Origin of the sequence: Gardnerella vaginalis (assembly GCF_001546485.1) — a bacterium.
Taxonomy (GTDB): Bacteria; Actinomycetota; Actinomycetes; order Actinomycetales; family Bifidobacteriaceae; genus Bifidobacterium; species Bifidobacterium vaginale_D.
Window position 1 is genome coordinate 919 of the sequence record NZ_KQ956884.1, and the last position, 15,010, is coordinate 15,928.

Annotated in this window: 4 protein-coding genes; 1 reads left to right on the top strand and 3 read right to left on the bottom strand. The window is 50.5% G+C overall.

Translation table 11 applies throughout. The annotated features are described in order from the left end of the window. Window positions 1-486 precede the first annotated feature (486 nt). The 3 genes from HMPREF3208_RS06325 to HMPREF3208_RS06335 all read right to left on the bottom strand — a co-directional run bounded on the left by HMPREF3208_RS06325 (window position 487) and on the right by HMPREF3208_RS06335 (window position 13,786). Complete coding sequence (locus tag HMPREF3208_RS06325) at window positions 487-10,056, bottom strand: type I polyketide synthase (protein WP_064347834.1); 9,570 nt, start codon at window positions 10,054-10,056, stop codon at window positions 487-489. 107 nt (window positions 10,057-10,163) lie between these two features. Beyond that, window positions 10,164-11,807 (bottom strand): acyl-CoA carboxylase subunit beta, encoded by a 1,644-nt coding sequence (locus HMPREF3208_RS06330; RefSeq protein WP_064347836.1) that lies wholly within the window; start codon window positions 11,805-11,807, stop codon window positions 10,164-10,166. Continuing rightward, on the bottom strand, window positions 11,807-13,786 hold the full coding sequence (locus HMPREF3208_RS06335) for an ATP-binding protein (protein WP_064347838.1): 1,980 nt from the start codon (window positions 13,784-13,786) through the stop codon (window positions 11,807-11,809). Before HMPREF3208_RS06335 ends, HMPREF3208_RS06330 begins: the two co-directional genes overlap by 1 nt. Window positions 13,787-14,007: 221 nt before the next feature. Between HMPREF3208_RS06335 and HMPREF3208_RS06340 the strand changes: the two genes are divergently transcribed. Then, entirely contained in the window at window positions 14,008-14,661 is a 654-nt protein-coding gene (locus HMPREF3208_RS06340) for a biotin transporter BioY (protein WP_064347839.1), read from the top strand. Window positions 14,662-15,010: the final 349 nt, after the last annotated feature.

Consider the following 15,010-nt stretch of genomic DNA (forward strand, 5'->3'; position numbering starts at 1 on the left):
CTAGCATTCATGCTGCTGCACACACCACACCAAGCACACCTACCACATCACAAAACGACGGTGGGTGAATTAACGCGTGAGGGGTGGGTGTTGCTTGGTTGGCACAAATATTAGTGTGGTAGAGATTTGAGATTTTTCGCACTGAACGAAGGCGGACGTCAGAGCCGAAGGCTGCTGACAAGACGAGCGAAGAAGAAAAATCGAAAAATCTCTGTGATAAGGCACGGTTATTAATGGTTAAGCACGCAGAGTTTGGGGAATTTCTCTACGAGCAATAAAAGAGGACTGAGGAAGCAACATTCGTTTAAGAACAAAGCAGACAGTAAAACCTTTAACAGCCAGAGCGACGAAGGACGGGAACTTGCGAGGAGAGAAATTCCCCAAAACTCGCGCCACAATCTAAGCACTCAAGCAGGTCGTCACGCAACAACAAACGCCGGAGAAAATTCCCCGGCGTTTGTTGTCAAAACAAGCTAAAGCAGCAGATCAGCAGTAGTAGCCGTTCGCGTTAAGGCGAGCGTCAGGATTCAGCAGCATAGCCTTTTCTGCCTCGTGGCCGTCATAGCGAGTGCCATCCGGTAGGCGCGTACCATCCTTCAGCAAGTGGCGATTTTCCACTGGCTCAAACAGTGGAGCGTGGCCCATCATGCCTTCCTCAAGCCTTCTCTGACCCGCCGCCAAGCGAGCGTTTGCGCGCTTGCGCCACTCCTCCAGAGCCTCAGCACCAGCGCTAGCAGCCACAGCCGCTTCAAAAGCACCCGGGTGAACCAGCGCAACAAATCCGCTCACATGGCCGAAACCGAGTGAAGTTGCAAGCGCAGCCTTCACTGTTCCGCCGCTAATACGCATCGGCTCGCGCAACCAAACCATGTGGTCATCTCGCGAAAGCTTAGGATCCACGCAATCAAGCGACACATTCGCTGGAATTACGCCAGTTCTAAACAGTTGCGTCAAACCGTTGATTTGGAAGATGCACGCGCCACCCTTTGCGTGTCCGGTTAGCGTCTTTTGGCTGATTACGAACAGTGGGTTGCCGTCCGTGCGTCCGATTGCGTGCGCAAGAGTATTGTGCAGCTCAGATTCGTTCGGATCGTTGGCATTCGTAGACGTATCATGCTTAGAAACCACAGCAATATCGTCCGGAGTTACGCCAAGCGCCGCCAAATCGCGCACGAGCTTAGACTTAGCACCGCCCATGCCTGCAGCCAACGCACCCAAACCCGGGGCAGGTATGGAAGTGTGAATGCCATCAGCATAGGAGTGAATGAAACCAACCACTCCCGCAACAGGCAAACCGAGCTTCAGCGCAATATCGCCGCGCGTAACCAAAATCGTACCGCCGCCTTGAGCCTCAAGGAAGCCGCCGCGTCTGCGATCGTTCGCACGAGAGAAGAATCGAGGATTTATGCCCTTAGCATACATTTCCTCACTATTGGCAGTTGCGTTCATATTGCCGAAGCCGACCACAGATTCCACGCCAATATCGTCGATTGCGCCAGTTACTACGAAGTCAGCTTTGCCGAGAGCAATCTTATCAACGCCTTCTTCGAGCGAAACCGCTGCAGTTGCGCATGCAGACACCGGCTGAACCATGTTTCCGTAGCCGCCGATATAGGTTTGCATTACGTGAGCTGCCACAACATTTGGAAGTGCCTCTTGCAGCACGTCGGTTGGGATTTCGTGGTTCAGGAAGCGATCTAAGTACAGTTTTCGCATTGAGCTCATACCACCAAAACCAGTGCCTTGCGTAGAAGCAACCAGCGACGGATGCACGGATTGCAAAATCTCCGAAGGCGTGAAACCGGCGGAAATGTAAGCGTCCACAGTTGTGACGATATTCCACAACGCAATCGTGTCAACACTTCCAACCATCGAAGCCGGAATACCCCACTTCAGCGGGTCGAAGCCCTTAGGGAATTGTCCGCCGACGGTTCTGGTCATTGCAGCCCTACGTGGCACGCGAATCATAGAACCTGCCTTGCGAGTAACCGTCCACTCTCCCGATTCTGCATCGCGAGCAATCTCAGTGTGTGCTTCGTCAAGAGCCACGTATTCGCGCGCAATCGTTTCTGTTGGAACGCTGAAGCTCACATCGTGATCGAGGAAGATTTCTGCTTCTTCTTCGTTCGCTCCGTCCTTGTAGTCGCCGCCCATGCCGGTTTCAAATGGTCGAATACCGGAACGCGCCACTACTTCATCGCGATATTTCTCTGCAATGTCTTCTTCCGGAACAAGCGTGCCTTCCGCATCATACCAGCCCGGCTTTGGTGAATCCTGCCAAGTAAGCAAGCCCATATTCCAAGCCAATTCCAGTACTGCTCCTGCAGAAAGATCTACTGAACCGTCTTCCTTAATTCCAAGCTCCGCCTCAAAACGAGTACGTCCGGAACCCCATGGTCCAAGCTCACCGACGGAGACGATTACGATTTCGTCTTCTGGTCGCGCTGTTACATTCTTCCAATCAGACAAGTTGACTTGCGGCTGAGTTGGCACGTAAGGAGTTGGAAGCGCTTTGTTGGTTGATTTAGCAGTTGATGTAGCAGAAGATTCGGCAGACTCGTCCGCAGCTTCCGCAGCTTCCGCAGCTTCCGCACGCTTTTGATCTTCCAACGCTTCTGCACGAAGCGCGTTCAAATCAAGAGGCTCCTTGCCTAATCCGCCCGTAAAATCAACATCCAAAGGCGCGATTGCAGCCTGTTCGCGCGCCTCGCGAGTGCACAAATCAAGCAAACGGTCTGCCATTTCTTGTGTAGAGTAGGTAGTTAATCCGTGACGCTCAACTACAGCCACAAGCGGATCATTTCCGCCCATTAAGCCGGTTCCACGCACCCAGCCAATCTTTGGATGAGCGAATGTAACGCGATCCGACCACACACTTTCCGCATGCGCACGGCTTACAATCGCATCAAACGCGCTCTTGACTTCGCCGTAAGCGCCGTCGCCGCCAAACATACCGCGGTTTGGAGAACCAGGTAACACAACGTGCATACGATGTTGCACATCCGTATCTGCTCCAATCTGCGCAAATCCAGCAATTGCACGCTCTACACCCCAAAGCATTAAGCGCGATTGCGATTCAAAAAGCGAACCAGAATCAGCCAACGTGCCGTGAACTGGAGGTGCTGCGAACGGGAAGAACATGCTCGGCTCGTAAGCTGGCTTCAAAATAGTAGTGGTTGCGCCGCTAACTTTCTTTGAAACTGTGCCAACCCACTTCACAAGCGCATCAACATCGCGGTAGCTAGACAAGTTTGCTGGCACAAGCCAAAGCTTCGCGCCCATTGAAGCATATTCGCGATACGCTTTCTTTGCCCAAGACTTTACGCTCGGCTTAAAGCTGTGCGAAGTTGCAATAACAGTCGCGCCACCTGCGAGCAAGCCTGTTACTACGCGAGCTGCGATTGAGTTTGGAGCAACACCTGTAACAACTGCTACTTCTCCTGCAAAACGAGTTACGTAAGCAGTGTCTTCAGAAGCGTTACTTTGCGAAAGTTTCGTGCGAGAATCGCGAGCAATACCATTCAATATTGTTGCAAGATTTTCCAATCCGCGCGACTTAGCAGCACTCTCAAACCACTCAGCTTCCGAAGCTACAGCCTCACCGGCGCTCAAGAAACTACCGAATCGGCTTGCAATTGCCGAAACTTCATCTGCTTGAGCATCCTCATTCTTTACAGCATGCTCATAGTACAAGCGCGCAACGTCCTCGCGAGCAGAAGCCCAACGGTCGTCGAAAAGAATCGCCTTTCGCTCATCAAATCGAGGCTCCACTTGCTTTGGCCAATCCGCACCAAGCTCAGCTTCAACAGCAGCTACAACAGCCGCGTTTTCGTCGGCTTCAGTTTCTGCTTGAGGAGCCTCAACACCAAGCTTTGCAAGCACAAACTTAGCGGTTGCAGCAAGCACGCCGTCAGCACCAACAACCTGCTGAGCGAAAGCGTCAAGAGCTGCAGAATCAACCACAGCACCACCAGCACCGCCAGCAGCACCCGGCTGAGAAACGCTAACGCCGTGAGCTTGAGCAACCTGCTGAATTGCTGCGTCGATTAAAGCGTCAGCTGCAGCAGTATTCTTTGCAGGATCCGTAGAAAGTTGCGCAAGATTTTCGCCGCGCACGCTTGCACCTTCGCGAGTTTGCAAAACCAAAGCTGCAAGCACATGAGCACGCCAACCCTCACCTAACTGCCAGACTTCAGAAATTCGCTTGTCGATTTGCGCAGGTTTCACACCAGCCGCACCGAACAGCGCGCGCAAACGTTCGCGAACAATATCGGAAAGTACTGCACCAAAAGCCTTGTAGCGTGGAGCAACCGAATCCACAAGCTTTCGCAATGCACTCATTGGAGCTTCAGCAGCACCGTCCACGCTAGCTACGCCAAGCTCGGAACTAATATCCATAAGCAGCTGGTTTCTGCGGGAAGATACGCCGTTTGTGAGCGTGTCGGTTGTGTCCGCATCGCCAATTTGGTCGAGGCGAATTTTTGCACTATAGGCGATGAGCATTGAGATTGCGTCAGATGCTTTAAATGACAAGTCTGCTACAGGACCGCTTGCTGCTGCGTTAGTAGCAGCAGGAGCTGCAGGAGCAGAAGCAGGTGCAGAAGTTGCTGCAGAAGTAGCAGCTGCAGAAGCTGCTGCCGAAGCTGCAGGCGCAGCTTCAATCGTACTATCTTCCTCATCAAACACTTCCGGCACAAGCGAATCCGTATCCGTCATATAAACGCGACCCTCGTCTCGGCCAACGTTGTAAACAGTCACCTTTTCGCCACTAAATTCCGGCAAAGCAAGCGTTTTCGCACCAAGATTTGCCAAAGTTGGAGCGTTTCCTAAACCAACTTCCACGTATTCTTCAACGCCAAGACCGCCGCGAGCGCGATCAGCAAACAGAAGAGCCTGCGTTTCAATCCAGCGAACTGGAGAAGCAAACTGCCACGAAAGCAACTCCGTAAGAAGCAGTCTACCAAGCTTTTGCTCGTCGTCTGCGTAAGACTTCCAAGTTGCTTCATCTTCCAAAGCTGCTTCAATACGCTCGGATGGCACAACGTCCAAAATCTTCTGCGCAAACTCGCGAGTAAGCTCAAACGGGCAAGCCACGAGGTTTGGAATGTAGCGATCTACAAGCACAGAGTAATCAATATGCTTTGGCAGCAGCGAGTCGAGCTTATCGCGGAATTCCGGCACGCCTTTACGAAGAATGCGAGAATGGAATGGCACGTCAATTCCAGGCACGAGCATGAATGGCGGCTTTCCGCCGTATTCTTTCGCGCGCTGAGAAGCGTCAGCTTGCAAAGCCTTCAAGCCCTTAATTGTTCCAGCAATTGCGTACTGCTGACCTGCCAAATTGTAGTTTACAATCTGTAAGAATTCGCCCGTAGCTTTGGAAATTCCTTCGACGTAAGCGTTTACGCCTTCATCGCCAACTCCGAACTGGTTTGGTCGAAGTGCGCCCATGCGGTAGTTCGAGCGTCCTTGAGCGTCGCGCTCAATCAAATGATGCATGGTAGATCCACGGTGGAACACCAATTCCAGCACAGTTTCGAGCGGAATAATCTGCGCGAAGGAGCTTAATGCGTTGTATTCGCCAAGCGAGTGACCGGCAAAGTAGGCTGGCCAAATATCGCATCCAGCTTCACGCAAACGCGCGGTTTGTGCAAACGCTACTGTTGCGAGCGCAACTTGCGTAAATTGCGTCAAATTCAGCAGTCCTTCAGGATGACGATATGTTACGCCGTGAGCTGTAAGTTCCTTTGGATTATCGCGCACGACGGCGAGGATTGAGAACCCAAGCTTTTCGCGAGTAAGCTTATCTGCTCGCTCCCAAGTATCACGCACAGCCGGCGACTTTGCTCGCTCATCCAGCGACATTCCTTGCTTTTGGATACCCTGCCCCGGGTATACGAATGCTGCGCGTGGAGCGCGAGTAAGTGCGCTTGCTTTAGACACGATTTGCCCATTAACTCGGCATGTGACTTCCAAAGCGAGTCCGCCGCGGCGAACTTTGCCAACGCGCTCAACGGTGATTTCTACTTCGTCGTCCAGTTGAACCATGCCGTACATGTTGTAAGACCAGCCGATAAGCTCGTAGCGAGCACCCTTTGCATCAACTGCTTGAGCCACGTGCTGAGCGGTGGCAGACAGCCACATTCCGTGTACGAGTGGTGCGGAAAGTCCGGAAATTGCGGCTCCCCTAGCGGAGGTGTGGATTGGGTTGAAGTCGCCGGAAGTACGTGCGAAAGCGGTCATATCGTGAGGCGCGCGAACTACTACTCTGCGCAAAGCTCGGCGAGGAGTGTCCTCAATTTCGTATCCGTGCAATCCTGCTGCGTCACCGTATTCGGCAGCTGGCTCTGGAAGTGCGTTACTAAAGCTGCGACCGCGGATTGCAAAACGCTCGGTTTCGTGCGCAAGTCGCGTACCGTCAGCGGCAGTATGCACGATGTGAATGGTGACCACGCGTCCGGAAGCAGATTCTGCGTACGGTTCCGCCCAGCCGAGCAGGTTGATTCGCTTGTCAACATACTTGCGGAATTCTTCAGCGTCAACGTCAAGCTCAACCAAATGATCCAAATGAACTGCGTTCAGCAAGCCCTCAATAATCGGGTATCCGTCAACCATTACGGAACCCAAAGCCGAGTAAATTGTTGGCCAAGCAGGACCAACTAACGCGTCCGGCACAATGCGAGAGGCCAGTAAACCGTCTGGGAGTCGACCAGCCGTTGCTGACTCGTGATCTATTCCAAGATTGCGAGAGAAAGTATAAGACGAATGGACTAATCCGAATGGGAAATCTTTATAACCTTCGTTAAGCAAATCTTCCGGCAATTTCGCCAAACTGCCATCTTCTTTTACTCTTTCAACCTTAGGCATAGCGTCGAGCACATCACCCGTAATCGCAGTATTTCCAATGCCTGCGGTTGCTGCCAGCATTTCGTACACATGCTTTGGAAGGCGTTCGCGATCAACTACCGGAATGCTTCCTGCTTGACTTGCATCAACTGTAAGCGGAATTATAATATCTCGAACTGCATGCTTGCGTTTTGCTGAATTAGCAGCGTTTTTAGCAGCGTTTTTAGCAGCATTCTGCGCTTCCTGATTTTCTTGATTATCCCAGAAAGTATCGAGCTTAATATCCAAATCAAGCGAAATTACGTCGTCATTTGTAGCAGTTACAGTAATTACGTAATTTTCATCACCTAATTTTGTACCGTACGCAGGATTTGCAGTGACGTGACCAACCCAGGAAATATTCGGGCATGCGCGCACATATGCTTCAACGTTTGCAGCTGCTGCAATTTGGCTGAATGCAGACTGATTTGCGCGATTTTCTGCGCGATTTTCCGCACTTTCCGCACGATTTTCTTTTGTTCGATTTAGCATTGCTGCTTCAAAACGTCCAAGAATATCCGCAATCGGCTCATCCATAGTTGTGATTCCAGCCACGGAAATAGGTCCTGGGATTACACGCACAGCGTCTGCTGAGTAGCGCGAATCTTCCGACTGCCAAAGCTGATCTTGACCCCACCAGCGCAGCAAATCGTTGTCAATAACTGGCACGAATGGCATTGGCTTCGGGTATTCGCGCACCAAAGTTGGGAACCAAGCGGCATCCATTGGCACCACATTAAGCTCACGAGCTTGAGGCAACGCTTCAACTAAAGCATTCAAGGCAGCTTGAGGATGCTCTCCAACTTGCGTGCGAGTTGGCAAAATCGACGTGAACTCGCCGGAATCTTGGCTCACTAAACGAGCTTCAATACGCTGCAGTAAGTGCATGTAGCGATCCGCATACGTAGGATCTACCCACGGGTATGCCAAATCGAGGAAACGTTGAGCAAACTGAGCATACGTCATGCTTTCCAAGTCGCCAAAATACGGTTTTGCAGTTGAGTTCAGCGCTGCAATTACTTCGTCGCGGCGAGTTTCAAGCTCTTCCGGATGCTTCATCATGTGAACAAGCAAGCGTCCGCAACGTGCAGAAGCGTTTTCAAGCTCGTAAATATCCGCGTGCAAATGGCTTAAGCCACTCGTCACACCGCCAATAACTTTGCCAGAAGGCACCCAACGCTCTCCCAAAGGTGCGAACGGATCCTCATCAAAACCTTCAATACTAGAAGATTTAGGCATCACAATTCCCGGAGTTTCAACCAGCATACGCTTTACTTCAGGGCTTGTGTGCGCTTCTTTTGCTGTCATTGCAGCTGTGCCAATCATTACGGCATCAACTGGCATATTCGGTAAACCATACTCACGCGCCCATTCGCCGGAAATGTAGTCTGCAGCACGCTCAGGAGTACCAATACCGCCACCCGCAACAAGCACTAAATTATCGCATTCGCGCACTTGTGCGTACGTTGTCATAAGCAAATCGTCCAAAGATTCCCACGAATGGTGGCCGCCTGCAGCACCGCCCTCAACTTGCACAATAATCGTGGCTGGAGCAACCGCCTTAGCAATGCGCACAACTTGACGAATTTGATCAACTGTTCCCGGCTTAAACGTTACGTAAGGGAATCCGTCTTTTTGCAAAGACGCTACTAATTCCTTAGCTTCGTCAAGTTCTGGAATGCCAGCAGAAATAACTACGCCATCAATTGGAGCGCCCGACTGCCTCTTTTTTGGTACGATTCGCTTCGAACCAAACTGCAAATTCCACAGGTAGCGGTCCATAAACATGGCGTTAAATTCAACAGTTGCACCTTCTCGAAGCTGCTTTTCAAGCGACTTCATATGACGATCGAAAACTTCTGCAGTTACCTGACCGCCGCCAGCAAGCTCAGCCCAGTATCCTGCATTCGCTGCTGCAGCAACAATTTCTGGCTCTACTGTTGTTGGTGTCATACCTGCAAGAAGCACAGGCGCTTTGCCGGTAAGCTTGCTGAATTTCGTAAGAACTTTATACCCGGCAGGGGTATTGATAGCGCGAGGTGCAAAATCAGCCCAGCAGCCGGTGCGCTGTGGCTCAGAAGCCGAGTCAGCTGTTGAAAGCTGCGCACGAGCGCGCATGGTAGCAGCTTCCACAACTCCAGCGCCAGTCCCCTGCACAAGCACACCCGTAAGTTTGCCAAGCACTTCGCTAGGACCCATATCTAATATCCACAGCGAGCGCGCATCATGTTGATCCAAAACTTCGCCAATTTGCGCAGCCCAATCAACAGGCTGCACAAGCACAGCATCCGCCAACTCTCGCGCAACTGCAGTGTTCAAACCAGCCTCACGCGCCCAATCCTCTACCCGATCAACCGCAGGCTGAAGCATTGGCGAATGGAACGGCACTGTCACATCCAAATATTCAGCAACCGGCGCAAACACAGCGCCGCCGCGCACCTTCATTTCGCGCAATTTTTGCGAACGTTTCGCTTCTTTTTGCGCTTCGTTTGCCACGGCTTCCATATCTTCCGGGTAACCTGCAATAACCACGTGATTGTAAGCGTTTTTAACTGCGATTGAGATTTCTCCTCGCGTGCGCTCTACGCGAGAAATAAGCGCTTCTGCTTGCTTTTTCGTAACTCCTTTAAGCGACAGCATTGGCGTGTGCTCGCCGTCACCCGTAATTTCAAGCATGCGCGATTCGCGATCCCCTGCAGCTCCAATTAAGTAGGCAATTGCAAGCAGTTCTTCGATTTGTGCACGAGCCTTCTGCCAAGACTTTGCTTTCAGCCTTGCTTTTACCATTTCTGCTGCAATGACGCCCTGAGAATGCCCCAACACAGCGCAAGGCTTGTTTACTTCAAAGTTATAGCCAAGATTTGTTAAGTCACGCACGGCACCCAGCTGAGCTAAGGTGATTCCAGGCACGCTAAGAAGCGCGTTTGCGGCGTTAATATGCTTATTTTCAAGCGCGTCGAAAACATTTATGTCTCCGCCGGCATTTGCTAAAAGTTCAGCGTACATTGGTGCGAGCAAAGCTTTTGCGCTAGCCTCATACTCGTGAAGCTCAGCATTTAACTCCTCGTCTTTGCCAAGTTCTCTTAAAGCGTCAACCCATGGAGTTGATTGACCTGCGAAAATGAGCGCGTGAGGATTATGAGCGAGTTGGTCAAAAAAGTAGGTTGTCATAGTAGTTCCTTCTCGTCGATTTGCATAAGTTTTATAAATTTTTATAAGTTTTATAAATTTTGCGATTTCTGTAATTTATGTAGATTTTTGTAGATTTCTTTAGATTTCTACATTGGTTGATTTCCGTGATGCTTTCCAGTCCTAGAAACCCGCTTTTTACTGCGCAAAAGCCTCAGCGAACCAGCAATCATATCGCGCGTCTGCTCCGGGTCAATCATTGCGTCAATCTGACCCGTTTCCAGCGAAAGATTTGCGTTCACGGTAGTCGCCTCATATTCGTCAACCAGCTGCTTTCTCAGAGCCGCAACGTCCTGACCTCGCTCCTTTGCTTTTTGCAAATCCTTGCGATGAATAATATTCACAGCACCTTGCGCACCCAAAACCGCAATCTGGCTGGTTGGCCACGCGTAATTTACGTCCGCACCCATCGACTTCGAGCCCATCACAATATAAGCTCCGCCGAAAGCCTTACGCAAAATCACTGTAACCAGCGGCACTTGCGCGTTTGCGTACGCATAAATCACCTTCGCACCCCTGCGAATAATGCCAGCATGCTCTTGATCCGAGCCCGGCTTATAACCAGGGGTATCAACCAAAGTCACCACAGGCAAATTAAACGCATCACACAATCGCACAAATCGCGCTACTTTTTCGGAAGAATTTACGTCCAAAATACCGGCATTCACTTTTGGCTGATTCGCTACGATTCCAACCGGATGCCCCTCAATGCAAGCAAAACCAACCACTGCCGAAGCAGCATACAATTCCTGCACTTGCACAAACTCACCATAGTCAACAATCCTACGAATCACGTCCAGCACATCGTAAGGCTGACGGTCGTTATCTGGTACAATACTTGCCAACTCTCGCGCAGTTTCGCGGTCAGCTCGCGTTGCAGCGTAAGCAAAAGTAGGAGGCTCCACTTCGCAACTAGACGGCAAATAAGCCAAAACCGTGCGCGCGTAGTCGATCGCGTCCGCTTCATCTTCACCCAAATAGTGAGCGACTCCAGAAGTTGCGTTATGCACAAGACCGCCGCCCAAATCGTCCATGCTAATAGCCTCGCCGGTTGCCGCTTTAACAACATCCGGGCCAGTGACGAACATGTTGGAATGTTCACGCGTCATAATAATAAAATCAGTCAACGCAGGGCAATACACAGCACCACCAGCGCAAGGTCCAAGAATAATGGAGATTTGCGGAATTAAGCCGCTTGCTTCGCAAGTTTTTTTGAAGATGCGTCCGTATTGCATCAGCGCGTTCACGCCTTCCTGAATGCGAGCGCCACCGGAATCAATTACTGCAACAACTGGCACACGAAGCTGTAAAGCCATATCCAAAAGATGGCAGATTTTCTCGCCTTCCGCTTTGCCGAGCGTTCCGCCTCGCACAGAAAAGTCCTGCGCATATACGGCAACTTTTCTGCCATAAACTTCGCCAAAGCCGGTGATTACAGCACATCCGGCAACATCGTTGTTGATATCACCGCCGTTAAAACGTCCGATTTCCACGAAGGAGCCGGTGTCAAAAAGCAAGTCAAGTCGTTCGCGAGCAGTGCTTTTGCCTTTTGCGTGCTGACGTTCGCATGCCTTTTGTTCTGCGTCGCGAGCTAATTTTGCTGCGTGCTGAACGGCTGCTTTTCCGCGGCGCGGCTGCAAGTTGGCGGCGTTCACGTTAGTCGCTTCACTGAGAGCATCACTGGAAGCAGTTTTTGCTGAAATTTTTGTTTGTTCTTGCAATAACGCGCTCATTATTTTTGCTCTCCTTGCGAACTTTCAGAAGATTTTTCTGAAGATGCTGTACTTTCGGAAGATTTTGCACTTTCGGAAGATTCAGAAGACTTATCCGCGCTATGTGCAGAATCCGCGTTCTTATCCGCGTTCTTATCCGCGTTCTTATCCTCAGCAAGATCAATCGTCACCAGTTTTGCGCCCGATTCCACGCCGTCGCCAGGCCCCACAAAAATTCCAGTAACGGTACCTGCCGCCGGAGCGTACACGTAATTTTCCATCTTCATGGACTCAAGCACCACAAGCAAATCACCCTTAGCAACCTGCTGACCTTCAGCCACATTCACGCGCGTAATAACAGCTTGCATAGGAGCTGCAATTACGCCAGGAATCTGCTTTTGCTCTTCAGATTTGTGGGTACTGCCGCGAAGAGAACGCCCACGCAACGGCTGGGAAGCTCTAGAAACGCTACGAACTCGCGCAGAGCCGGTCAAATTATCAACAATATCTTGCGGAATTGTAAGCTTTACGCGCTTATTATCAACCTCAATAATGAAGGATTCCATTGTAGGCTGCTTATTTTCGGATTCATCAGCAGACTTTCCAGAAACAAGCGAAGCCGGCTGACCACCCAAGGAAGCTGCAGGAACGCGGTTCAAATACTTGCGTTCCATCCACTTAGTAGACACGTCAAAACTGTGATTTTCAGCCGTAAACTCAGGGTCGTTAAAAATCTGCTCAAAAAGTTTCGCCGGAGTTGGCACGCCCTCAATGCAAAGTTCCTTCAAAGCGCGACGCACGCGAGCAACAGCAGTTTCGCGACTTTGCGCAGTAATAATAAGCTTGCCCATCATGGAATCGAATTTTGGCGAAATATTATCGCCAACTTCAACACCAAAATCGACGCGAATACCAGGGCCGGAAGGCCACTTAATCTTCGTCAAAGTGCCGGAACTTGGAGTCAAATTCGTAGCAGGATCTTCCGAAGTAATGCGAAGCTCAAAGCTGTGTCCGCGCGGCTCCGGATCCTTAATCAACTCACCGCCGTCAGCAATATTGAGCTGCTCTCGCACCAAATCAAGTCCACTCACTTCCTCACTCACCGTGTGCTCAACTTGCAATCGCGGATTAACTTCCAAGAAGTAGACTTTATGCTGAGAAGTCACCATATATTCGCACGTGCCAAGACCAACATAATCAACAGCTTCAAATAGGTTACGAGAATATCGGTAAAGCTGATCTTTTTCATCGTCGGTCAAGAACGGTGCAGGAGCTTCCTCAACCAGCTTTTGGTTTCGGCGCTGCACCGAGCAATCGCGCGTGGAATATACGGTGAAATTTCCGTGAGCGTCGCGGCCGCACTGCGTTTCTACGTGGCGAGCCTTGTCAATAAAACGCTCAATAAAATATTCGTCTAAGTCGCCGCCCTGCAAAGCGTCGTGATTCATGTAAAAGCCGCGCAACTCATCGTCGTTATGAACGACTGTAATACCGCGTCCGCCGCCGCCATCCGTGCGCTTCATCATCACCGGATAGCCGTGCGTTTGCGCAAAAGTCAACAGTTCTCGAATATCTTTTACCGGCTCCGAAATGCCTGGAACTGGCGGCACTTTCGCTCGCACAGCCACGCGGCGAGCTGTAATTTTATCACCCAAATCAATAAGCGCTTCTGGACGAGGGCCAATCCAAATAACCCCAGCATCGTTGACTTTCTTCGCAAAAGACGCAACTTCTGAAAGGAATCCGTAACCCGGGTGCACAGCATCCGTGCCACTTCTTTTAATAATGTCAAGAATCGCATCTTCGTTTAAATAAGTGTCGCGATACGTGTCTCCGGAAAGTGCGTACGCTTCGTCTGCCATTTCTACAAACTGAGCATTGCGATCAGTCGGCGCGTAAATTGCAACGGTAGAAATGCCCATTTCGTGAGCCGTGCGAATAACTCGCAAGGCGATTTCACCGCGGTTTGCGATGAGGATTTTTTTGATATTCGTAACCATACGTTACAAGATATTAGAAAAGTTGCGTTTACGTATGAGTCGACATACACAAAAGCTAGAGCAAAATTTTGTACACTTCTCCAATGCACATGATTTTTATGGCACGTAATGTGATTAGCGAAACGGAAAACAACCGGCGAAGGCTTAAGTCTTAAGTAGCGAATTACTTAAGCTGCAATCTACTCAAGCAGCAAACCGGCAATAACCAAAAGAAGGTTTTTATGACTAGCATGAATCAAAATAATGCAGCAACAACTGCAACAGCCACAACTGTAACCGTTAATAAGGTAAAGGCAGTCGCAACTTGGCTCGCAAAACCAGTTCTTCTCACTGTGCTGTTGGCTCTTTCTACTATGGCAGGCGCAATTTATCTTCCTATTACTCCTGTGCCAATTACGTTGCAGACTCTTGTTTTGTGCATTATTGGTTTGACTTTGAGCTGGCGCAAGGGCGTTGCTTCCGTTGTAATGTATCTTGCTTTGGGTGCTGCAGGCTTGCCTGTGTTCGCTGGATTTAAGGGCGGCTGGGCTGTATTCGTTGGTCCTACTGCAGGCTTCCTCGTTGGTTTTATTTTCGGTGTTGCCGCAACTGCCGCTTTGAAGCACGTATTCGACGTTGCTCTTGACGCAATGATGCCAGAGCGTTCATTGAAGAAGACTTTCGTTCGTTTCTGCACTTACGCTGTTGCTTCCATAATTGGCACGATTGTGATTTACGCATTCGGCATTTTCGGTCAGAGCTTACTTACCGGCATGCCGCTTTCGACTGCTGCCGCAACCTTGATTATCTTCATGATTGGCGATTTAATTAAGGCTTTCGTTGCGAGCGCGGCTTGCTCCGGCTTGTACAACGCACTGAACAAAAAGCGTGCGTAGCGGAAACGTTATATTGCAGAAAAACGGCATTTCCTTTACACGACTGTAAAGGGAATGTCGTTTCGTATAAGATTGTCGCGCACTTGCTCTTTGACTGAGATAACTAGCAAACAGCTGACGCTTGCGCTTTAAGCGCTCGCTGTTGAGCTTGCACGGAAAGTCCACTGGACTTTCCGTCTGAGCAAGCTCACGCTCCGAATTGCTTTCGCGCGCTGAATCGCAGCGCTCAAGCAGGTCGTCAGCGCACACTAGTCACAACCTAGTTTCTAAAGCACAACTACACTAACCTGCCCTGCCTGCGTCTTTATTGACGCAGACAGACCTCGCTTGCGTTGAAAGCACACCGTGC

Excerpts from the sequence above, each read along its gene's own strand:
- HMPREF3208_RS06325 (WP_064347834.1), bottom strand. The coding sequence starts at position 10,056 with ATGACAACCTACTTTTTTGACCAACTCGCTCATAATCCTCACGCGCTC.
- HMPREF3208_RS06330 (WP_064347836.1), bottom strand. The coding sequence starts at position 11,807 with ATGAGCGCGTTATTGCAAGAACAAACAAAAATTTCAGCAAAAACTGCT.
- HMPREF3208_RS06335 (WP_064347838.1), bottom strand. The coding sequence starts at position 13,786 with ATGGTTACGAATATCAAAAAAATCCTCATCGCAAACCGCGGTGAAATC.
- HMPREF3208_RS06340 (WP_064347839.1), top strand. The coding sequence starts at position 14,008 with ATGACTAGCATGAATCAAAATAATGCAGCAACAACTGCAACAGCCACA.